Source organism: Pseudonocardia halophobica (assembly GCF_050948485.1).
GTDB classification, from domain to species: domain Bacteria; phylum Actinomycetota; class Actinomycetes; order Mycobacteriales; family Pseudonocardiaceae; genus Pseudonocardia; species Pseudonocardia halophobica.
Map to the genome: position 1 here is coordinate 6,196,854 of NZ_CP192046.1, position 20,461 is coordinate 6,217,314.

The 20,461-nt window shown below is 70.5% G+C and carries 22 protein-coding genes; 12 read left to right on the plus strand and 10 right to left on the minus strand.

Annotated elements, in window-relative coordinates; all coding sequences use genetic code 11:
* Window positions 1-24: 24 nt before the first annotated feature.
* Window positions 25-774, minus strand: a complete 750-nt coding sequence (locus tag ACQP04_RS29575; protein WP_433503809.1) for a hypothetical protein — start codon at window positions 772-774, stop codon at window positions 25-27.
* A 397-nt stretch (window positions 775-1,171) separates the two neighbouring features.
* On the opposite strand from ACQP04_RS29575, the gene ACQP04_RS29580 reads away from it, so the two are divergent.
* Entirely contained in the window at window positions 1,172-2,644 is a 1,473-nt protein-coding gene (locus ACQP04_RS29580; RefSeq protein ID WP_433503810.1) for a hypothetical protein, read from the plus strand.
* A 38-nt stretch (window positions 2,645-2,682) separates the two neighbouring features.
* On the opposite strand, the gene ACQP04_RS29585 is transcribed toward ACQP04_RS29580, so the two are convergent.
* Window positions 2,683-3,348, minus strand: coding sequence for a hypothetical protein (locus tag ACQP04_RS29585; protein WP_433503811.1), 666 nt, complete (start codon window positions 3,346-3,348; stop codon window positions 2,683-2,685).
* 4 nt (window positions 3,349-3,352) lie between these two features.
* Window positions 3,353-3,490 carry a hypothetical protein gene (locus ACQP04_RS29590; RefSeq protein ID WP_433503812.1) on the minus strand — a complete coding sequence of 46 codons (138 nt, stop codon included), beginning with the start codon at window positions 3,488-3,490 and terminating at the stop codon, window positions 3,353-3,355.
* Window positions 3,491-4,489: 999 nt separating this feature from the next.
* On the opposite strand from ACQP04_RS29590, the gene ACQP04_RS29595 reads away from it, so the two are divergent.
* The 4 genes from ACQP04_RS29595 to ACQP04_RS29610 all read left to right on the plus strand — a co-directional run bounded on the left by ACQP04_RS29595 (window position 4,490) and on the right by ACQP04_RS29610 (window position 7,482).
* Window positions 4,490-4,921 carry a hypothetical protein gene (locus ACQP04_RS29595; protein ID WP_433503813.1) on the plus strand — a complete coding sequence of 144 codons (432 nt, stop codon included), beginning with the start codon at window positions 4,490-4,492 and terminating at the stop codon, window positions 4,919-4,921.
* Window positions 4,922-5,156: 235 nt separating this feature from the next.
* Window positions 5,157-5,594: a hypothetical protein gene (locus ACQP04_RS29600; protein ID WP_433503814.1), complete on the plus strand. Its 438-nt coding sequence runs from the start codon at window positions 5,157-5,159 to the stop codon at window positions 5,592-5,594.
* A 581-nt stretch (window positions 5,595-6,175) separates the two neighbouring features.
* A complete protein-coding gene (locus ACQP04_RS29605) occupies window positions 6,176-7,057 on the plus strand; it encodes a toll/interleukin-1 receptor domain-containing protein (protein ID WP_433503815.1) in 882 nt (293 codons plus the stop codon).
* 134 nt (window positions 7,058-7,191) lie between these two features.
* On the plus strand, window positions 7,192-7,482 hold the full coding sequence (locus ACQP04_RS29610; RefSeq protein ID WP_433503816.1) for a CD225/dispanin family protein: 291 nt from the start codon (window positions 7,192-7,194) through the stop codon (window positions 7,480-7,482).
* Window positions 7,483-7,652: 170 nt separating this feature from the next.
* On the opposite strand, the gene ACQP04_RS29615 is transcribed toward ACQP04_RS29610, so the two are convergent.
* From ACQP04_RS29615 to ACQP04_RS29630, 4 genes are all read right to left on the minus strand, one after another.
* Window positions 7,653-7,853 carry a tetratricopeptide repeat protein gene (locus tag ACQP04_RS29615; protein ID WP_433503817.1) on the minus strand — a complete coding sequence of 67 codons (201 nt, stop codon included), beginning with the start codon at window positions 7,851-7,853 and terminating at the stop codon, window positions 7,653-7,655.
* Between the two features lie 169 nt (window positions 7,854-8,022).
* Entirely contained in the window at window positions 8,023-8,568 is a 546-nt protein-coding gene (locus ACQP04_RS29620) for a tetratricopeptide repeat protein (RefSeq protein ID WP_433503818.1), read from the minus strand.
* A 98-nt stretch (window positions 8,569-8,666) separates the two neighbouring features.
* The gene (locus tag ACQP04_RS29625; protein ID WP_433503819.1) at window positions 8,667-9,026 is read right to left on the minus strand and encodes a hypothetical protein; all 360 of its coding nucleotides are present in this window, start codon (window positions 9,024-9,026) and stop codon (window positions 8,667-8,669) included.
* Between the two features lie 73 nt (window positions 9,027-9,099).
* Window positions 9,100-10,317 carry a S8 family peptidase gene (locus ACQP04_RS29630; RefSeq protein ID WP_433503820.1) on the minus strand — a complete coding sequence of 406 codons (1,218 nt, stop codon included), beginning with the start codon at window positions 10,315-10,317 and terminating at the stop codon, window positions 9,100-9,102.
* A gap of 449 nt (window positions 10,318-10,766) precedes the next feature.
* Between ACQP04_RS29630 and ACQP04_RS29635 the strand changes: the two genes are divergently transcribed.
* The 3 genes from ACQP04_RS29635 (at window position 10,767) to ACQP04_RS29645 (ending at window position 15,097) form a co-directional block, all read left to right on the plus strand.
* On the plus strand, window positions 10,767-11,912 hold the full coding sequence (locus tag ACQP04_RS29635) for a M14 family metallopeptidase (protein WP_433503821.1): 1,146 nt from the start codon (window positions 10,767-10,769) through the stop codon (window positions 11,910-11,912).
* The gene (locus ACQP04_RS29640) at window positions 11,909-13,513 is read left to right on the plus strand and encodes a kelch repeat-containing protein (RefSeq protein WP_433503822.1); all 1,605 of its coding nucleotides are present in this window, start codon (window positions 11,909-11,911) and stop codon (window positions 13,511-13,513) included. The genes ACQP04_RS29635 and ACQP04_RS29640 overlap by 4 nt, the downstream gene beginning before the upstream one ends.
* A gap of 129 nt (window positions 13,514-13,642) precedes the next feature.
* On the plus strand, window positions 13,643-15,097 hold the full coding sequence (locus tag ACQP04_RS29645; protein ID WP_433503823.1) for an SUMF1/EgtB/PvdO family nonheme iron enzyme: 1,455 nt from the start codon (window positions 13,643-13,645) through the stop codon (window positions 15,095-15,097).
* Here the strand turns inward: ACQP04_RS29645 and ACQP04_RS29650 are convergent.
* On the minus strand, window positions 15,094-15,984 hold the full coding sequence (locus ACQP04_RS29650; protein ID WP_433503824.1) for a hypothetical protein: 891 nt from the start codon (window positions 15,982-15,984) through the stop codon (window positions 15,094-15,096). The two genes, ACQP04_RS29645 and ACQP04_RS29650, sit on opposite strands and share 4 nt — an antisense overlap.
* 168 nt (window positions 15,985-16,152) lie before the next feature.
* Window positions 16,153-16,788, minus strand: coding sequence for a hypothetical protein (locus tag ACQP04_RS29655; RefSeq protein WP_433503825.1), 636 nt, complete (start codon window positions 16,786-16,788; stop codon window positions 16,153-16,155).
* Between the two features lie 161 nt (window positions 16,789-16,949).
* On the opposite strand from ACQP04_RS29655, the gene ACQP04_RS29660 reads away from it, so the two are divergent.
* Window positions 16,950-17,507: a class I SAM-dependent methyltransferase gene (locus ACQP04_RS29660; protein WP_433503826.1), complete on the plus strand. Its 558-nt coding sequence runs from the start codon at window positions 16,950-16,952 to the stop codon at window positions 17,505-17,507.
* Window positions 17,508-18,392: 885 nt separating this feature from the next.
* On the opposite strand, the gene ACQP04_RS29665 is transcribed toward ACQP04_RS29660, so the two are convergent.
* Entirely contained in the window at window positions 18,393-18,890 is a 498-nt protein-coding gene (locus tag ACQP04_RS29665; RefSeq protein WP_433503827.1) for an HNH endonuclease, read from the minus strand.
* A gap of 306 nt (window positions 18,891-19,196) precedes the next feature.
* Here ACQP04_RS29665 and ACQP04_RS29670 point away from each other — a divergent pair, with 306 nt between their 5' ends.
* Genes ACQP04_RS29670 through ACQP04_RS29680 form a run of 3 tightly spaced genes read left to right on the plus strand, consistent with a single transcriptional unit; the run spans window position 19,197 to window position 20,305 of the window.
* The gene (locus ACQP04_RS29670) at window positions 19,197-19,427 is read left to right on the plus strand and encodes a hypothetical protein (RefSeq protein ID WP_433503828.1); all 231 of its coding nucleotides are present in this window, start codon (window positions 19,197-19,199) and stop codon (window positions 19,425-19,427) included.
* Between the two features lie 34 nt (window positions 19,428-19,461).
* Window positions 19,462-19,791 carry a DMT family transporter gene (locus ACQP04_RS29675; protein WP_433503829.1) on the plus strand — a complete coding sequence of 110 codons (330 nt, stop codon included), beginning with the start codon at window positions 19,462-19,464 and terminating at the stop codon, window positions 19,789-19,791.
* Window positions 19,781-20,305, plus strand: coding sequence for a TetR/AcrR family transcriptional regulator (locus tag ACQP04_RS29680; protein WP_433503830.1), 525 nt, complete (start codon window positions 19,781-19,783; stop codon window positions 20,303-20,305). Before ACQP04_RS29675 ends, ACQP04_RS29680 begins: the two co-directional genes overlap by 11 nt.
* Window positions 20,306-20,461: the final 156 nt, after the last annotated feature.

Below are 20,461 nucleotides of genomic sequence, written 5' to 3' on the forward strand. Positions count from 1 at the left end.
GTCTGGGGGATGACTCGCCCGCGGCTAGCCGGATGTGACTCCGAGCGTCTCGGCGACCACGGACCGGAGTGCGTCCGGCGTCTCGAACGGCACCACCCGGATCGGCCCGCTTTGCACGAGAGCGGTCGCGCGGGCGTCGGCCTTCCTGCCCGCGACCGCCGCGGCGAGCGCGTCCGCCGTACGCCCGGTACCGGCGAGGACGATCACCGGGCGCCCGCGCTCCAGGCTGCGCTCGACGTCGGCGTACGCGATCTCCCCGCCGTTGACGAGCAGGGTGACCGACGGGCGCCCGCCCGCGAGGACGTCGGCGACGGTCGCGAGCCACGGGGCCTCGTCACCCCACGAGTCGCCGGGCACCAGCAGCAGGTGGGTGTGGTGCGGCTCGGGAGCCGCGGCATCGGTCGCGGAACTCGCACCGGGAAGCGCCACGGTGCCGCGGGCAACCACTCCGACCAGCGGAAATCGACTCCCGGCGGCAGACCTGGTCCGCCCGATCGCGCGCATCACCCCGGCGTCCGTACCGCCGTCGACGACGGCGACGTCGTGCTCGTCGAGGAGTGGGGCCAGGTCGGTGCGGACGAGCCCCTGCAGCCGGTCGAGCATCTCGCCGTCCATGCCGGCGGCACCGCCGACGAGCACGAGGACCGGCTGAGATCGACGCAGTCCCGCCCGGTCGAGCACACCGGGGAGATCGCCACTGCTCGCGACTTCGACGACCTGCGGTCCGTCGGAGGCGGATGGTCGCCGGGACAGCGGCCCCGCCGGTTCGTCCATCGCTCTCCCCGCCTCGCGCAGGCCCGAACCCTACCGGCGGCGGACCCGGTCGGTGTCGGAAGGCGCGCCACCGCCGGGACGGAAAACCGACACCACGACCCGTACTACGCAGATCTGCGTACTGCCCGTCGCGGCCCACGTACGCGAACCTCTCGGAACGTGGTTCACCGGCTGCCGCGTGTGACGTCGTCGGACCCGGCCGGCCCGTGGACAGTCGTCGAGAGGGAGACACGTGGAGCGTCGAGCCGACCAGCGAGAACGGCCGGGTACGAGGCGCAGGGTCGCCGGACACCCACGCGGGCGGAACGGGCCGCCGCCGGATCCTTCCCCGAAGCGGCACCGCAAGGCGATCGCGTGGACGGCGACGACCGTCGTCGGCGCGCTGATCGGTGCCCTCGTGACCTTCAACGTGGACGAGATCAAGGTGTGGTTCTCCGAGCAGGACCCCCTTCTCGCCCAGTTCTCCGCGGTCGAGCAGCCGGCCTTCAACGGCTTCATGCTGGTGGCACCCGACGCTTCACGGGTCCCGGTAGGGACCGGTGACAGCACCGACTGCGACGAGCTGTGGCGCCAGGGCATGCAGGGCGGCGCCCTTCCGGTCGACGAGCGCATCCAGCGCCTCCTGCTGAGGGGAGACGCGAAGAACGGGGTCACCATGACCGCCCTGCGGGCGCGGGTGACGAGCCGCGGGCCCGGGGAGGGCGAAGCAGCCCTGTGGTGTCCGGGTGCCGGGACGCTCGACCCGGTCGGCTTCGCATTCGACCTCTACTCCCAGCCCGGGGATCCGGTGATCGACGTGTCCGACGCCGTCCGGCACTCGACGGATCCCGAGAAGCCCGGGGCACCGGTGACGCAGTTCGGCGACGGGTTCGCGATCGCGCTGAAGGAGAACGAGACGATCCCGCTCGTCTTCCAGACACGGCTGCCGGAGGGCCGGATCACCTGGTACGTCGAGGCGGACGTGCTGGTCGGCGACGAGGTGCGCACGGTCCGGATCGACGACGGCGGCCGGGACTTCTACAGCCCCGGCACCCGCATGGACGTGAACGGCTACGACCGTGGGCACCTCGCGGGCGTCGAGTACACGGACTGGGGTGTCGATCCCGGAGGCGTGGTCAGCGACGGACCCTCCGGCCGTGTCGTCGAGTACGCGGGCGTCCGAGTACCCGTCCCAGCTGGTGACGTGGACGTCTACCACCCGAACGACGGCTCGGTCGCTCCCACCGGCTACCGGGCCGTCCGCGTCGACGGCGAGATCGTCGCGCGTTTCAACCCACCCGGGGTGGCGCCAGAGTCGGCGCCTGCCGTGGGCGACCGGTGCGGTCCGGCAGGGGCCGGCAGTATCCGTTCCGTCTCGACCGGCCCCACCCACGGCGACGCAGGCGTCGAGCGGACCGGCTACGACGTGACGTGCAGCGAGGGCCCGCCGTTGCGGTACGAGCAGTCCCATCCGGCAGGTACCGACACGGTGATGACCGCGATCCTGACGCCGGCCGGCGACGCACAGACCGCCGCCCGGATGCTCGACGGTCTCCACTTCACGTCACCGCCCGCTCCGACGGCCGCGCCCACGGCCGAGCCCGTCCAGGCCCTCGCGGAGATCCCGGCGATGCGCGACACGATCGACGGCCCGACCGACGTCGCCTACCTGACCGAGACCTTCGTCGACTCGCGGGGGACCGTCCTGCGTTTCGACAAGGTCGACTACCGCGGCGGCTCGGTGATCAACGAGAACTCACGCACGCGGACGATCGTCGACACGAGCGGCCGATGGGGCGGCGAGGTCGAGCGGTTCCGTAAGGAGCACACGCTGGTCGTGCTGTCCCGCTCGCCCGACGGGCAGGTGCTCGGGCTGAGCCCGGTGACGTGATCCCGCGGCGGTCGAGGCCACGGACGAAGCCGGCGACGTCACGGCGCCCCGGCCAGCACCTCCCGCACCACCCCTCCGTCGATCTCCCCGGTCTCGATGGCCCAGTGCGCCAACGCCTCGAGGAACCCGGCGGTGTCCCCCGCGTCCTCGTCGCCGCGCAGGCCGGGGATGCCGTCGGTGTCGCTGAGGCGGTTGCGTAGCCGGTCGAGTCCGGTGCGGACGCTGGCGGGGGTGGTGCGACCGAGGCGTTCGGCGATCTCGCGATACGTGGCCGGCCGGCTCCCGGCCAGGGTGAGGACGGGTTCGCAGAGGGCAGCGAGCATGCGTCGCTCCCGCTCGGAGAGACGCGAGGCGCCGTAGCGGGTGACCTGCCCGTTGTCCCGCACGGGCTCCTCGACCGGGCCGAGGTCGGGCGGGCTCAGCATGCCGCGGGCGTCGAGGTGCAGGGTGTACTCGGCGCCGTAGCGACCGGGGATGTCGATGCGGACCTGCTCGAAGGGCATCGACCCGACGGCCATGCCGGGACGGATCCGCAGTTCGGGGCCGGGCATGGCCAGGAACCGCACCGCCTGGGTCCTGGAGGTGTTGCGGATCAGCACGCCGCCGCGCAGCCCGGTGAGCGAGCCGGCGTCGCGGGAGACGAAGTCGTCGGGCGGCTCGTGGCCGATGCGGATGTCGCGGTCCTCCCCGCGCCCGAAGGTCACCTCGTCACCGGGGCGCAGCGCCCAGCGCCCCGGGGCCTTCGTCGGCCAGCTCGGTCGCGAAGGCGCCCTCCAGCTCGGTGACGCCACCGACCTCGCCCGGGTCCTCCCCTACCTGGCTTCGGAGGGCCCGGACCGCACCCACGGCACGACGGTCGAGCGCAACAGCGTCGTCGTTGCCTACTTCGCGGGCACGCCGATCGATGTCGCATGGACCGAGCACCGCGAGGCTGTGTCAGCCTTCCTGCGCCTGTCATCGAGCGAATGCGGTGCCGCACGCCACGCCGACACAGACCTGCTCAGGAGGTACCTCCCGGCGACCGGCGAGGACACACGGACCCTCCTGGGAACGAACATCGGCGCGGACTGCCAAGGGACCTCGATCGAGTTCGAGGGCGGATGTGCGGCCCTCGCCCAGGACGTCCGGAACACGACTCCACGCCTCACCCAGGCTCTGGTGCGGTCGAACGCCGAGGGCTACAGCAACGGCCCCGGGGACTTCGTCGGTGACCTGTGGCCGGTCTGACGGGCAAGGTCGTAAGCCACGACTTCGCCACCCACCCTGCCGACGAAGCTCGGTCCGCACCACGAATGCCGGCGCCCCGGAAGGACGGGAGACGGCACGACCTGCGAGTGCGCAACGACGGTCAAGAGGTCGTCCACCACGCGGCAGGTCCGCCGGACGGTCAGCGACGCGCACCGAAGCTCGTCGCGCCGATCTCCCGGGTCAGCGCCTCGAACCGCGGGAGCGGAGGCCGGTCGAGCGAAGCCGGATTCCATCGATCACATCATGGGCGCCCCCGTGATACGCCGGAATCATCCACCGCACCGACCTCAACGCAGCTACTCGAACTCCTACGTACATATACGTATTGCGCCTCGCCGTCCAGGAACCCGACACTCACCGGCCAGACACTTCACCCTTGTCGAACTGGTGATCACGCGGCGCAACTGTGATCATGACGGTCTCGGCCCCGTCTTCCGTCGTTCTCACGGCGACAAATCCGTCAATAGGCGCAGTACTGCGCCCCGATACCGGTCCACGGACGCACTGCGGTCCCGGGAACACGTATCACGGAGTACACGTTCCAACTCTTCACGAAGCGCCTGAATCTATCTGGCCATGTAACGACATTGAGGGGACATGTCAATTCTCGACGACGAGATCGTGGTGGCGATGGGGCCGCACCCCGGGTCGAACCAGTCCGAGGTTGCCGACGAGGTGGACGAGGAGTTGACGGTGCCGTCGTCGGCCGGCGCCGACGGCTACCAGACGGTCGCGGGCAGCGCGATCGAGGACGTACCTGGCCATCGGCCGGTCGCACTCTCCGACGATCTGGAGATCGCGTTCAGCCTCCCGATCTCCCACCTCACTGACACCGGGGAGGCGTCGTTCGGCCCGCCGCCCCCGCCTGAGGAGACCGTCCACGGACCGGATGACCGCACTCAGATCACGAACACCGACGTCTACCCGTGGCGCGCCATCGCGTCGCTGCTCATCACTGCCGCCGACGATTCCATGTGGAGAGCGAACGGAGCCGACCTCGGGGTCGTGATCGAGGATCCAGATTCCTGAGGAAGTCCGACTCGGCACACAGAAGAAGGTGCTAAGGATGAGCGACCAGACGTCGCCCCCCGACGGCGGACGCAGCGTGCAGCAGGGAAGCCACCGGTACCCCCCGCCGCCTCCCCCGCCTCCGCACTACCCGCCACCCGGTCCACCGCCGCCGGCCCCGAGCATGGGCGCCGGCGGTGCCGCAGGTCCGACTCCCCCAGCAGCTCCGCCACCGAATCGCCGACGTCGAGGGTGGGTGGCGGGCCTCATCGCCGCAGTTGTCCTCGTGGTTGTTGTGGTGGTGGTGGCCGCGAACAGTTCCGGAACGAGCAGTGCCGGAGCAGGCTCACAGACATCGGGCTCTACGACTCCCACCGACGTGAGTTTCCAGATCGTGAACACCCTCGATCCCACCCTCGAGACTGCCGAGGCCTGCACTGTCTTCTCCCAGGGGAGGAACGTCGGCACGCTGAACGTCGACCGCACGTCGCCCACAGCCACGCTGCCGGTCACAGCTCCTCCGGGCCCCGTCGACTACGAATTGTCAGTGACGATGCAACTCGTGAACGGTCAGATCGTGGACCTCGGCGGGAGAGGCACCCTGAACGCGTATGCCGGCGCCACCTATGCGATCGCCCTCACGCCTTCGGGTTCGGGATTCGACGTGACTCTGCGCGAGCAGGGCAGCTCGTAGAATCCATGGCGAGCGTTTTCCACGGTTCTTCGCCCCGACGTACTGGTGTCGTCGATGGCATCACCGGCGGCGCGGTGAGTTCTGTGCCGCTCTCTGCTGCGTGGCGACACAGTCGCGCCGATCGAGCTGAGCGAAGTGCCGACGGTTCTCGGGTCAACCCGAACTGCGAAGGCAGGGTCCACACCATCTCGAGCGGGGGACCACACCCTGACGATGCCGGCGTCGCCGCGGGACCCTTTCACAGCTGGTCACCGAACCGGTCGCCGGCACGAGAACGGAGCCCACGACACCGCCGCGGCGACAACATCGCCTCCACCGCCTGGAGTCCGGCTCGACCCGCCAGACCGTCCGCAGTCGTGATCGCGACCGCGGCGGGGCGCCGTCCGGCCTGACGAACAGGCTCAGGACCCGATGCACGGCGGTGCCGGAACCGACGCTCAGGTGACCCCGGCACGAGAGTGCCTCGACAAACACTGGCTCTGTCGACGGCCGCCAACTCCTATCAGGCCGCGTGTAACGCGGCTCCTCATCATCGGTGGTGTCCGCTCCGGCGGATGCATCGAGCCCCTCGGAGGTGCGGGGTGGAGCTCTTCATCAGCTATTCGCGGCTGGACGAGGACATGGTCAAGGCGCTCAGCCGCGGTCTCGAGGCCGGTGGGGCGGACGTCTGGCGCGACCACGAGCTGCACGGCGGGGACAGCTGGTGGAGCGTGATCCTCGAGCGCATCCGCGCGTGTTCGGTCTTCGTCTTCGCCTTGTCGGACGTCTCTCTGCACCGCTCGAAGCCGTGTCGCGCGGAACTTGGGTACGCCAGAGCCCTCCGACGCCCCGTCGTGCCGGTCCAGGTCGGTCCTGTCTCGTCGATGCGTGCCATGCCCCTGGCCGACCTGCAGGTCGTGCAGTACCGGCCCGACGACGCCACGTCCGGGTTCGCGGTGCTCGCGGCGATCCATCAGGCCAGGGCGAGGGTATTGCCCCTCCCCGAACCCTTGCCCCCTCCTCCGCCCATCCCGTACGCCTATCTGTTGGCGCTCAGCCAGAAGATCGACGTCGGGGAGCTCGCGCCGGCCGAACAAATGCGGATCATCGACGACCTGCGTCGGGCCCTCGCCGACGAGCACGAGGATGCGGTGCGCAACGACATCCTCCGGATGCTGCGGGAGATGCGCGGCAAGCCGTGGATGGTGGTCCGCGCGGACCAGGAGATCGAAGGCGTCCTCGCCGCACACGATGTTCCGGCGGCAACCGGGCGCCCGACACCGGAGGACGGCACTCCTCTCGCACCCGCCGGCGTCGAGAAGCAGACGCTGCCGCATCGGGAGAGAGCCACGGATCACCGCCGGGAGACGCCCCCTCCCGGCTGGTACCCGGACCCCAGCCGTCGTCACCAATGGCGTTGGTTCGACGAGGACTGGACCCTGTGGGCGTCCGACCACGGCGTGACCGTGGACGACCCGCTCTGAGCCTTCCACCAACTCATCGAGGAAAGGGACCGACGATGAACCATGACCAGGAGAACGCCGCACAGGGTCGGCCCGGCCCACACTTCCCGCCGCCGCAGTTCCCGCCACCGACGGCACCGCCCCCGCTCGGACCCGTGAACCCGAATCTCGGGGCTGTGCACCCGCCGATGAACCGCGGCCAGGCGCGTTGGCCGGCGGTCCCCGCCCAGAGGCCGTCGCCGTTGTGGGGGCTGACGGTTCCGGCGGCGGTCCTCGCGTTCCCGATCGGCCTCGTCGCCGTCTACTTCTCGGCGCAGGTCAACCAGAACCTGAAATCGGGGGACCTGGGTGCCGCGGCGAAGAACGCGGGGCTGGCCAAGACCTGGGGGATCATCCTCCTGGTTCTGGGAGTGATCATCACGTTCTCCTACCTCGGCAGTGTTTGATCGTGTAGAAGAGCCGACCCGTCGGTAAGCCGGTGGACCGCGCGTGTCCGGCTCCAGCCTCGCACCCGCGGTCCGCCGCCTCGGACCAGGGCGTTGCATGGCAGGGGCGCTGACCTTGGCGACGGCCCAGGTGCTGCCTCACCGTCCCCACCCGACCTGCGGCAATCTCCTCACGAGCGGGTGTTCCGGGTCCACTCCCCGTACCCCGACCCGGACCCGCGCCAGCTCCTCGGCGGCCGACTCGCCTCTCCGCGGCGGACGAGGACCCGGGCGAGGTGCTCCCGGGCGACGAGGGTGTCGAGATGGTCGTCGCCGAGCTCCCGGATCCGGCGGTCGAGGACTTCCCGGAAGATCGTCTCGGCGGCGTCCACCCGGCGGCGTCCACCCGGTGCTGCGCGAAGTACACGAGCCCCAGCGCGTCGAGGCTGCGCATGGTGTCCACCTCGTGCGCCCCGATGACCTCGGTGTGCAGCTCCACGGCGGTCAACGACGACTGCTCGGACTCGTCGAGCCTTCCGTCGAGCCGCAGCAACCAGGCCGTCAGGGAGGCGAGTCGCAGCTGCTCCGTCCCGGCTCCGACCTCCTCGACCAGCGACCCGAACCGCGACAGCAGGGCGAACGCCTCCACCCGGCGACCGGCGAGCCCGAGCAGCCAGATCCGTCGGTAGAGGGCGGCGAGGGCGTGCGGACGACGCTCGCCGAGCGCGCGGCCGGTGTCCTCGAGGACCCGGGCCGACTCGGCGAGGGCGACGACCACCCGCCCCGACGTCCCCACGACCCAGGTGAGCTGTCCCGCGTCGCGAGGGTGTCGGGGTCGGCCGAGCCGTAGACCCGGTCGCGCACGGCGTGGATCTCCTCCAGCGCCGCCTCGGCCGCGGCCAGCCGTCCCCGCAACGCCTCGACGACCGCGGCACCGTGCCGGACCTCGAGCACCAGCCGGTCCTCGTCGCCGAGCACCCGGGCGGCGTGCGGGGAGAGCCGGGCGAACCGCGCCGCGGCGTCGTCGAGCCGGCCCCGCCTGGTCACGACCCGGGCCAGGTGGTAGAGCGTGGTCAGGCCTGGCCGGCCTGGAGGAGGCCCGCGCACTGTTCGGCGAGCTGCGTGGCACCGGGTGTCTCCTCGAGCTCCTCGTCGCCCGTCCCCTCGATGAAGATGTCGTTCGCACCGCCGCCGATGGACAACGCTCAGGTGGCCACGTGCTTCGGCTCCGCAGGCACGATCCGACGCACGTCGGGCCGCTGTGCCACGCTGCGGATCTGCTCCGCGGTGAGCTCCACGGCCACCGCATTGGCGAGGGTCAGCGTCCGCGGCGGACTCGTCACGCCCAGGCGGTCCAGGTGTCCCAGCAGGTCCCGCTGCAACTCTTCCGTCTCCCGCTCCAGCGTGGTCAGCCGTGCGCTGGGGTCGCCGGAACGCTCCGCTACCCGAGCCGGTGGGACGAGTTGGACGAGCACAGCCACCCGGGCTTCCTCCGGCCCTTGCGTGGCCCGGCTCTCGAAGGCCTGCCAGACACCCGGATCGACGGTGGCGTCGTCGCTGGTCATGTGGGGTACCTCCCTCGCCCCTCGGGTGACGGCCGGGTGTCTCGCACCACCCGAGGGGCCAGGGTAGGGCGTGTCAGGGCTTCACGGGCAGGGTGCGGATCAAGGCGCCCATCGCGTTGACGAGCCCGTATCCGACCTGGTCCGGAGCCAGCTGCAGCCGCTCACACGTGTCCTCGAGGAGCTTCTTGACCACGGCCGGCTTGGCGCCGGCGTTCTGCTCGAGGATCAACGCTGCGAGACCGGCGACGTGCGGCGACGCCATGGACGTGCCACTGAGCGAGGCGAAGCCACCGCCGGGAACGGTCGACTGGATGTCCACGCCGGGCCCCGCCACGTCCGGTTTGGTGATCCGGATCGGCGAGCCGGGCGAGAGCCGTCCGCTGCCGGGACCGATGCTCGAGAAGGGCGCGAGCTGCTTGCCCTTGTCGACGGCACCCACGGTGACCACGCGTCGGGCGGCGCCGGGATGGCGAATGTTGAACTGACCCGGCGCCGCCGCGGTCCCCTCGTTCCCGGCGGCGACCACGACCGTGACCCCGAGCCGTATCGCGTTGTCGGCGGCCACGCAGAGAATGCAGTCGGCGTCGTTGCAGACCCAGTTGTGGAAGGGCTCGCTCCAGCCGAGGCTGAGGTTCGCCACGTCGGCGTCCCGGCGGACGGCCTGCTCGAGGCCGTCGATCACGAACTGGGGCTCACCGAAGCCGGCCGACGTGAGCACCTTGATGTTGATGATGTCCGCGTTGAACGCCACGCCACGGAAGACCGCATCGTTGCTCGCGATCGTCCCCGCAACGTGTGTCCCGTGATCACCGGGAACGGCGACGGACTCGCCGGTCATGTCGACCTCGTCGACGACCCGCCCGGCCAGAGCGGGATGCGTGCTGTCCACGCCGCTGTCGAGCACGGCGACCCGCACCCCGCGGCCGCTCGCGCCGAGTTCGTCCCATGCTTCCCGGACCTGCATCACCTCGACGCTCTCGCGCATGGCCGTCACCTTGTCCAGCCGCTCGAGACGGACCAGCGCGACCTCGTCGTCGTCGGAGATCTCCTCCAGCTGTGCAGGCGTGAGTTCGACGGTCACGGCGTTCGTGAGCGTGTGCTGTTTGGGCGTGGCGCCCGGAGCAACGGTCCGGATGTGCCGGACCAGGTCCTCCTGGCTCCGGCGCGTCTCGCTCCTGAGATCGGTGAGAGCGGTGCTGCGGTCCGCCGCGGCGTCCTCGCTCGCGAGAATCGTCTCCTGGTGGGAGATGGTGACGCGGAGCGGGGCGTCGTCGACCTCCGCGGCGCTCACCCCTCGCCCGCGTGCCCGGCGCCGCTCGTCCTGAATGTGAGTGAGCAGCCTTGGTTCGAACTTCTCTGTGGTCACTGCATCCCCCTGGTGCGTGGCGTCCTGGTGAGTCCCGAACGGGCGTGGAGCAGCCGTCGGGCACGACGACTCGAGGCCGGGTACCTGGTGTGCATCCGCCCCTGGTCGATCGGCAGGGCGTGGTCCGGCAGATCTCGTCGGTGAGCGAGTGAAGGCCCTCCGTGTTCGGGCGTCGATACGCACTTGTGCGTAGCGTCATCCGGGAGACCGGCGCAGTGACGAGATCCGTACACCGAGTGCGTAGATGTACGTACGTGACGAACGCGGTCGTGGGTCTCATCGTCATCCTCCCGGCACCGGGCTCCGTCTACCCGTGACGGGTGCGACAGGAGGTCGGGGCCGGGCGGACCGTCCCCGCGATCTCAGGAGGAACCATGGCGAGTGTGATCGTGAGGGTGACGCCCACGAGTGCCCGGGCGCCGCTCTCCCGTCTCATCACCCTTCCGCTCGGCCTGGACCTGTGGGAGGTGCATCCTGACCACGCAGTGCTGCAAGCCGGTGAGGCGCAGGTCTCGCGGCTCGAGGAGATGGGCTACGGCGTCGAACAGCTCCAGCTGAGCGAGTCCTATCTGGCCGACTTCGCGACCGAATCGGCCGCCACCGGCTACCACTCCGCGGAGAGCCTGGAACAGGACCTTCGTCGACTCGCCGACGACAATCCTGAGATCGCCGAGCTGCACGAGATCGGCCGCAGTGTCGAAGGACGACCCGTCCTCGCCCTTCGAATCGGGGAGCGGCGTGGGAGTTCGCGCAAAGTGGCGTTCCTCGGCTGTCACCACGCCCGCGAATGGATCTCGGTCGAGGTGCCTTTCCTCCTGGCCGAGGACCTGCTCGCGCACGCGTCGGAGAACCCCGTCCGCGAGTGGCTGCAGCAAGGGGAGGTCTGGGTCGCGCCGATGGTGAACCCGGACGGTCACGAGTTCACGCGCACCCCCGGGAACCGGTTGTGGCGCAAGAACCGGCGTCGCAACCGGGACGGCACGACAGGCGTCGACCTGAACCGCAACTACGGATACATGTGGGGCACTCTCGACGTCGACACGTCCAGCCACACTCCCGCAGACGAGACGTACGTGGGCCCTCGGGCGTTCTCGGAGCCCGAGTCGCGCGCCGTCCGCGATCTCGTCGCTCGCCAGTTGTTCGGAGGTGTTCTGACCTACCACAGCTATTCCCAGCTCATTCTGTATCCGTGGGGCTACACGGACGATCCGATCCTCGACGAGACGGATCGCCGCGAGATGCGCGACCTGGCCTACGACATGGAGCAGCTGATCGGCAACGTGCACGGCCAGGCGTACACGGCGCAGCCGTCCTCCGCGCTGTACCCGACCGCGGGCGACACCACCGACTGGACCTACGGCGAGTACGACGCGCCTTCCTTCACCGTCGAGCTGCGCCCGGGGTCGGCGATGGCCGGTGGGTTCATCCTCCCGGCGAGCCAGATCCAGCCGTGCTGGGAAGAGAACCGTCCCGCGGCGCACGCCTTCATCAGCCATGTGCTGAAGAAGCCGGAGCGGTGACCGGCGGCGGCGAGACCTGGGTCGCACGCCTGATGCCACCTCCGGGGAGGAGCGTCGACGAGCTGCTCAGGGTCCCGCTCGGCCTGGACGTGTGGGAACGGCACCCCGACCACCTCGTGGTCGCGGCGTCGGAGAGCCAGCTCGGGGAGATCGAACGGCGAGGGCTGGCCGAGGTCGAACGGATGATGACCCGCCCGCAGTACGAGGTTCGCATGAGCGACGGGCCCTGCTCGACAGCAGGAGGAACGGTGGACCGCACCGTTCCGGAGGGCGCGAGCACGGCCGCCCTGGCGGCCGTTCCCGCGGCCCCGACCGGAGTGCGCGCGATCGCCGGCGACGGGTTCGCCCGGGTGACCTGGACGGACGGCGCGGGGGCGGTCACGGGCCACGTCGTCACCGCGTCGGACGGGCAGGTGTTCCACGGGGGCCCCGAGACGTGGGCGTGGGCGACGTCGCTGGTCAACGGGCAGCCGTACTCGTTCACCGTGGCCGCCCGGAATAGCACCGGTACCGGTCCGGCCTCCGCGCCGTCCGTGCCCGTCACCCCGCGCGCGCCGGCCCCCGGCAACCGGTGGGCCCGGATCACGCGGATGACCACCGACCGCGAACGGGCCACCGCCGTCCGTCTGCGGGACGGCCGGGTGCTCGTCGTGGGCGGTCACAACCCGCAGGACCTGACCTCCGCCGAGATCTTCCACCCCGCGACGGGTACCTGGACCCCCGCGAACCCGGTCGGAGCGCGCGGGTCCGGCTTCACGCTCACCACGCTCCCCGACGGGCGCGTCCTGCGGGTAGGCGGGTACGGCGCCGGGCAGACGCCGCTGGCCAGTGCGGAACTGCTCAACCCGGGGAACGGGACGTGGACCTCCACGCCGGCGATGTCCACCGCCCGCGCCGGGCACAGCGCCGTCCTGCTCGCCGACGGGGACGTCCTCGTCGCCGGCGGCACGACCGCGACCTCCGCCGGGCCGAGCGTGGTGGCGAGCGCGGAGCTCTACCGCCCCTCGACCGGGCAGTGGACGGCTGTACCGCCGATGGCGACCGCCCGCACGGGCCATCTCGCGGTCCGGCTGCTCGACGAGCGGGTCGTGGTCGCCGGCGGGAACGACGGGAGCGCCGGTGTGACGAGCGCCGAGCGCTACGTCCCCGGCGGCCCGGGTTGGGAGCCGACCGGGGCGATGACCACCGTCCGCCAGAGCGACGAGGTCTGCTGTCCCGCTGCCGCGCTCCTGCCCGACGGAAACGTCCTCGTCGCCGGCGGCTCGGGGCCGCAGGGCGAGGTGCTCAGCAGCGCCGAGGTCTACGACGGCGGCACCTGGCAGGTGACCGGGAACCTCCTGTTCGGCCGTGACGCGGGATTCGCGATGGTTCCCCTGCTCGACGGCCGCGTCCTCGTGGCCGGCGGACGCGACGACTGGGGTTCGCTCTTCTGCGCCGAGCTCTACGACCACGTGGCCGGGACGTGGACCCGGACCAACGACATGCACCATCCGCGGGTGTTCCCCGCTGCCACGCTCCTCGCCGACGGCCGCGTGATGGTGGCCGGAGGAGCCCAGGTCGGCACGAGCATGAGCTGGGTGGAGGTCTTCAGCCCTGTCTGAGGTCTTCAGCCCTGTCTGACCCGGACCCACCGACCCGGCCGGGCAAGGTGGCAGAAGTACGTACGCGCAGCGTCTCCTGCGCCGAGGGTCGGACCGATACCCTCCGCCCCGCGGGGGACGGGGCAGGACATGGCCGACATCTTCTTCAGCTACAAGCGTGAGGACCGCGCCCGCGTCGAGCCGATCGTGCGGCTGCTGGAGCGGGAGGGACTCAAGGTCTGGTGGGACCCGGACCTGGCCGCCGGCGAGCGCTTCGACGAGGTCATCGCCGAGGAGATCGACGCGGCGCTCTGCGTGATGGTCGCGTGGTCGGTCCACTCGGTGAAGGCGCCCTGGGTGCGGGACGAGGCCTCGCGCGGCATGAAGCGCGGTGTGCTCGTGCCGCTGAGTCTCGACGGGACCGATCCGCCGCTGGGCTTCGGCGTGATCCACACGCCGGATCTTCAGGGGTGGCAGGGCAACGAGGCGGACCCGCGGATCCGGCATCTCGTCGCGGACGTGGTCGGCCGGGTCACGGGTGCCGCCCCTGAGCCCGGCCCGGATCTCGTGCCCGATCGTCCACGAGTCTCCCGGCGTACGTTGCTGCAGGTGGGCGTGGGCGCAGGCGCCCTCGTGGTCGCGGGCGCGGGCGGCTGGGCCCTCGACACGCTCGTCGGCCGTCGGCTGCCACCCACCCGGACCGAAACCTTCTCGATCGCCTCCGTCGACGCCACCGGCGCGAGGCTTCCCGATCAGGGCGCGACCGCGGACGTCTTCGATCTGCCCGTCGGGAACACGACGATGCAGTTCGCGATCGTGCCCGGCGGCAGCTTCCTCATCGGCTCCCCCGACAACGAGTCGGGCCGGCGGCCCATCGAAGGGCCACAACAGCAGATGACGGTCGCCTCCTTCGCGATCGGCCGCACCGCGGTCACCCAGGCTCAGTGGGCGGCGCTCGTCGGCGCGGCGCGGGAAGCGGTCACGGTGTCGCTCGACCCCGCCCCGTCCTCCTTCAGCGGGGCCGACCTGCCCGTGGAGACGATCAGCTGGAAGGAGGCGACGGAGTTCTGTGCTCGGCTCTCGGCGCTGACCGGACTCGTACTCCGGCTGCCGAGGGAGGTCGAGTGGGAGTACGCCTGCCGCGCCCACACGACCACTCCCTTCCACGTCGGCCCCACCGTCACAGCGGATCTGGCCAACTACCTCGGAACCGGCGGCGCGGTCGCGGGTCGGAGCGGCGATGCCGACGTCTCGAGCATCGAGTACGGCGGGGTCGTCTACGAGAGCGGAGCCTACGACCAGGGGCCTCTCGGGATCTTCCGCGGCGCGACGGTGCCCGTGGGGACGTTCCTGCCGAACCGGTTCGGACTGTTCGAGATGCACGGGAACGTGTGGGAGCACTGCGCCGACGCCGGACCCGTCGAGTACCGGAGGACGGGCGCCGACGGGCAGGTCTCGAAGGACGACAGCGGGAGCCGCGTCCTGCGGGGAGGTTCGTGGTCGCACAATCCGGCGATCTGCAGGTCGGCCTACCGGGACGGGATGGACGCGGACTTCAGCGGCTGGCAGGGACGTGTCGGAATGCGGGTGGTCTGCGAGATCTAGTCCGTCTCCTCCATCTCGTTGCCGGACATGCCGGGCTTGGTGGTGGTCCTGTCCTTCGTGGTCGTCATGCCGCTGTTCGGGCTCATCTCCGTCGGCTTGGGACTCTGCGGCTTCGGTTTCGTGGTGGTGGTGGTCGGCTTGGCCGGCTGCTGCGTCGGCGGCGGCTTCGGCCGTGTCGTCGGTGCGGGCGCAACCGTCGTGGGCTTGGGTTTAGTCGTCGCGACGGGGAGCTCCGATCGCGTCCTGGTCGTGGTGGAGCGCGGGTTCGCCGTGGTGGTCGGCGACCGCGAGGACGAGCTGGGTGGGGCAGCCGGAGGGATTACCGGCGGAGCGGCTTCGTTGTCCGGAGTCAACGGATTGTCCGCCACCCCGCTGGCCGATCGCGTGAAGCCCGGGCTCAGACCTGCCGGACAGCTGACAGCCGCAGGTATGACGCGGTTCAGCGTCACGGTCAGTGCCGTGTATACAGCGCAGCGGGCCGACATCCGATCGGGACCGAGCCCGTTCCAGCCGTACGTGCTGGCCTCCTGGTAGCTGGCGAGCGCTCCGGCCTGGTCACCGCGGCACATCTGGATCGCGGCCGTGAAGAGCAGGACCTCGCGTGGACCGGTGAGCTGGTCCCAGCGCGAATCCAGCACCTGCTGTCCGGCGTCGCACCCGGTCCGTAGGGCCCGGTAGACCTGGGCGTCGGGATCCTCACCCCGGACGTCGGCGACGAGCGACCAGTCGTAGCTCGGCGGGAACGTCGGCAGGGTCGGTACCCGCTCCGAAGTCGATCCGCATCCCGCGAGAACGATGACGACCCCGGCGGTCGTGAGGACGTGAGCCAGCCGCGACCCGTCCCGGCGGGCGGGCCGGGCGGGACGGCACGCGTCCTCGCTGGCCACGGGACGAGGGTCCCAGCCAGGCCCGCGGCCGTCATCGCCACGATGGCCCAGTCCTGGGTGCGAGAAGTGCGTATGGACAGCTACGGACCGTCAGTCCCGCCGGTCCGGGCGGGGGCGTCGCAGGAGGAACAGCTCGGTCGTCGGGCAGCATCCGGCGACCGAACGAGCTCAGCGCGAAGGGACGATCTTCTCGACGATCCGGTACACCGCGTCCGTGATCAGCATGACGGCATCGTGGTGCGCCTGCTGGGGTTTGCCGATCGGGTCGACCACCGACAGTTCCTCGCGATCGAGCGGCACGAGCCCGCGCTTCATCCGGGCCTGCTCCACCAGCTCGTGCGCCCGCTTCACCGGGTCGCCCTCGGGGAGCATGGTCTCGTCGACGGCGGCGGCCAGGGCCGCGAACTCCCTCAGCGCGAACGTGTTCTTCAGGCCGGCGGGCTCCCGCTCCACGACGGCGCTGCGGTGTCGCAGGCTGAGCCCCAGGACCAGGTCGGCCTTGCGGACCATCGGACTCCGCAACTGGCGGGCGCGGAAGGCGCCGGCCTGGGCGGGCCCGTCGAGGCCCCAGGGAGCGAGCTCGTCCCGGGTGTCGGGGTGCATCATCTCCCCCACCACGGCGTTCACCCCGGCACTGCAGATGTCGAAACGCGCCGCCTCGCGGCCCCCGAGCTTCCCGACCAGCAGGTGGCGGGTCATGATCTCCGCCGCCGGTGAGCGGCAGAGGTTTCCGGTGCAGACGAAGAGCAGCCGGAAGGTGTCGGCCCGTGACGGGTCGAGCTCCGGCCGCGAGTGTCTGCCCACCGGCCCAGTGTGACTGGTCGCTTCGGCCTTCGCCCACTCCGTCGTCGCGTACGGGAAGATTCAGCGGCGCGGCAGGGGGTGGGCGGCGGATGGTCACGGACAAACAGAGGGCTCGATGGGCGCGATGCTGGGACGGGAGCGTCGACGCCACGGACCGCTCCATGCAGCGGCTGGACAAGGTGCTCTTCCGCGACAGTCGCGCCTGGGTCTGCGGGCAGGCGGCGGGCACCGTCCTCGAGGTCGGTGTGGGTACCGGCTTGAACCTGCCCCACTACCCGTCCGACGTGCGGCTGACCGGAATCGACCTGAGCCCTGCGATGATCCGAGCGGCGCAGGAGCGCGCCACGAGACTGGGCCTCGACGCCGATCTCCGCGTGGGCGACGCCGAGCACCTCGACCTGCCCGACGCGTCCGTCGACACCGTCGTGTGCACCTTCTCGCTCTGCGGCATTCCCGACGACCGGCGCGCGGTCGACGAGATGGTGCGGGTGCTCCGACCCGGCGGCAGGCTTCTGCTCGCCGACCACGTCGCGTCGTCGGTCGCGCCCCTCCGGCTCGTGCAGCGAATGACGGAATGGGTGTCGATCCCGATCGGCGGCGAGCACTTCCGTCGGCGTCCCCTGGATCACGTCCTCGCGGCCGGGCTCGAGGTGGAACGTAGGGAACGCTTCGCCCTCGGGATCGTCGAGCGATTGGTGGCCCGCAAGCCTACGACATGAGACTCGCGGACCACCGACCCGCGGTGACACATCGGCGCTCGAAGGGCAGCTACCGGATCAGATCCGCCACTCGAACGCTGATGCGGCAGATTTACGCGCCTCCTGGAACAACGCACGTGGCGTTCACCTGTCCACTCTTCGTCGCAACGATTGTTCCCGTGCTCTGGACGCCATTGATAGTGCAGTCCAGAGCGCCCCGGAACGGCTGCTGCAGAGTGTAGCCGGATGGAACTTGTCCATGGGCGACAACTCGCAGGTTCCCAGTCGGCTCGTGTACGAAGGTGCAGGTCGCCTCGAACTGAACATTGACCCCTGGGACGTCTCCGGGTTCGAAGAAGCAGCACCGGGATTGTCCGTCGGGTTGGTGTGCTCGACGAATGCGGCGGCTGATGCCGACCCCGCAGTCATCATCAATGCCGCTGCCGAGGCGGCCGCAATCAGGCCACCTCGAATCCAGAAGGACCTCGTCATGTCCCGATTCTTCAACTGCCACCGCACCCCCCCTGTATACGCAGATCTACGTACTGGCGGCCCGTTCAGGTTCGGTCTAGTTCAGGCCTCCCCTCAACCGAACCGGCTCGTGCTGGGCGTGACCTCGGAGCGGTGGACTGGGACCACGGCGACGGCAGCCCCTACAGCCAACTCCCAAGGGCTTCGACCGGAACGGGGCCGCGCTGCCGTCGCTCGCCGCCTTCCGGCCATGACTCGCATCCTCATCAATGCTGGGTATCTCCGGCACGGAGGGTTAACGGACGAGCACCCGCGGGCGAACATCGGGGCATAGGACTCCCGCCGCGCCCTGCGGCGGGTCGTACTGATCGGCCCACCGCCCCGATCAGTGCGCGAACGGCCCGCCTCCGCGCTCGGGGGCGGGCCGTTTGAACGTCAGGCGGCCTGGGCCAGCCACGGCTCCCAGGCCGGGTGTGGTTCGACGGCGAGCACCAGGACCCCTCCGGCGGCGCGGCTCGGCGGCTTGGGCGTGATCCGCAGGCTCCAACCGATCTCCTCGATCAGCTTGTCGGCCTTCTTCGAGTTGCACGCTCTGCAGGCGGCGACGCAGTTCTCCCAGCTGTGCGCCCCGCCGCGGCTGCGGGGGATCACATGGTCGATCGTGTCGGCCTTCTTGCCGCAGTAGCCACAGCGCCGAAGGTCGCGGCGCAGCACGCCGGCCCGGGTCATGGGGACCGCGCGACGATAGGGCACCCGCACGTACCGGGAGAGCCGCATGACGGACGGGGCGGGGACGGTCAGGTTCTCCGAATGGAAGGCCGCCCCTTCCAGGGCGGCCTGCACACACTCGGCTTTACCGGAGAGCATCAGGACGATCGCGCGTTTGGCCGTGACGACGGCGAGAGGCTCGAAGCTCGCGTTGAGCAGCAGCACCCGTGAACCCGGCGGGAGAGCCGTCACCCCGGCACTCCCTGCCCCCGTCTCCCCCTCCCCGGGTTCGGGGACGGCGACGAGGGGTTGGGGTTGTCGATCCGGCACGCGACCACCTCCGCTCGGATGAGGTAAGTCGACCATACGAGAGCCGGGTTACGCACGTGTGATATTGGGGCGGACACGCAGTGCTGATGGAAGGCTCCTGATCTCCGACGAACGGCGGCGTCATCAGTCCTTGGGATGTGGTGTCACGCACGGACCTCCTTCGGCGATGAGCTTGCTGAGTCCCGCCGAGAGAGGAATGCCGTGTCCAGCCCCCGCCGCCCGCTCGTCCTGCCCGACATCGAGCCCGCCACCCAACTCCTGCCCGTGGTGCCGGGGTACGGCGTGCCCGAGCCCCGGGTCGAGCTCGACGACCACCTCACCGAGCTGTCCGAGCCCGTCGAGGTGAGCCGGCGTCGAGACCTGCTGGTGTGGGCCGCCGCAGCCCTGCCGGTGCTGGCGCTGCTCGCGATCCTGCTGATGATGTTCCTCTGACTTCTGGAGCGATCGCTCAAGTAATCTGGCGGGCATGTGGTTCTGGCTCGCCGGTGCGATCGTGGCCGAGGTGACCGGCACGGTCGCCCTCCGCTTCTCGGACGGCTTCAGCAGGCTCTGGCCGTCGGTGATCGTGGTGCTGGGCTACGGCATCGCCTTCTACTCGCTCTCCCGGGCGCTGTCCGGCGGGATGCCGATCGGCGTCGCGTACGGGGTGTGGGCGGCCGTGGGGGTCGCGCTCATCGCCCTCATCGGCGCGTTCTTTCTCGGCGAGTCGCTCAGCTGGGTGCAGGTCGGCGGGATCGTCCTGGTCATCGCCGGGGTCCTCGCGTTGGAGCTGGGTCGGACCTCGCATGCCGCCTGAGATCGCCGACGGGCGGCTCCGCAAGGGTGCGGTGCGGCGGCGGGCGTTGCTCGACGCCACGCTCCGACTCGTCGGCCGGAGCGGCGTGGCGGCGGTGACCCAACGGGCGGTCGCGGCGGAGGCCGAGCTGCCGCCCAGCGCGGTGCTGTACTACTTCGCGAGCGTCGACGAGCTGCTGGTCGCCGCGCTTCGGGAGGTCAACGACCGGTACGTCGACGACTTGATCACCATCGAGTCTCTCGACGCCCTGGCCGATCTCATCGCCGTCTACGCGGCCCAGGACCGTGAGCGCACGATCGCCGAGTACGACCTCTACCTGCTCGCCGCCCGCCGACCCGACCTCCGTGACGAGCTGGAGCGGTGGGACCGGGCGTTGGACGAGCTGGCCCGACGTTTGGCTCCTGATCGCGCCGAACTCATTGCCGCCGCCGTCAACGGCCTCTATCTCCGAGCCGCCACGAGCGGAATCGACCGGTCCACGGCGGCACGGATTCTCGGCGCTCGAAACATGTGACACAGCGGGGAACGTGCGGCCACGCTGCGGCGGGGGGATGACCGCAGCGTGGCCGCACCGGCTGACGGGTGTGCTGTGAGGGGGTACACCCGCCGCCGTCCTACGCGTTGCCGAGTGGTTCGTCGGCCGCCCGGACCCCGTTATCAGCTCGTGATC

Excerpts from the sequence above, each read along its gene's own strand:
- ACQP04_RS29575 (WP_433503809.1), bottom strand. The coding sequence starts at position 774 with ATGGACGAACCGGCGGGGCCGCTGTCCCGGCGACCATCCGCCTCCGAC.
- ACQP04_RS29595 (WP_433503813.1), top strand. The coding sequence starts at position 4,490 with ATGTCAATTCTCGACGACGAGATCGTGGTGGCGATGGGGCCGCACCCC.
- ACQP04_RS29625 (WP_433503819.1), bottom strand. The coding sequence starts at position 9,026 with ATGACCAGCGACGACGCCACCGTCGATCCGGGTGTCTGGCAGGCCTTC.
- ACQP04_RS29635 (WP_433503821.1), top strand. The coding sequence starts at position 10,767 with ATGGCGAGTGTGATCGTGAGGGTGACGCCCACGAGTGCCCGGGCGCCG.
- ACQP04_RS29645 (WP_433503823.1), top strand. The coding sequence starts at position 13,643 with ATGGCCGACATCTTCTTCAGCTACAAGCGTGAGGACCGCGCCCGCGTC.
- ACQP04_RS29660 (WP_433503826.1), top strand. The coding sequence starts at position 16,950 with ATGCAGCGGCTGGACAAGGTGCTCTTCCGCGACAGTCGCGCCTGGGTC.
- ACQP04_RS29675 (WP_433503829.1), top strand. The coding sequence starts at position 19,462 with ATGTGGTTCTGGCTCGCCGGTGCGATCGTGGCCGAGGTGACCGGCACG.
- ACQP04_RS29680 (WP_433503830.1), top strand. The coding sequence starts at position 19,781 with ATGCCGCCTGAGATCGCCGACGGGCGGCTCCGCAAGGGTGCGGTGCGG.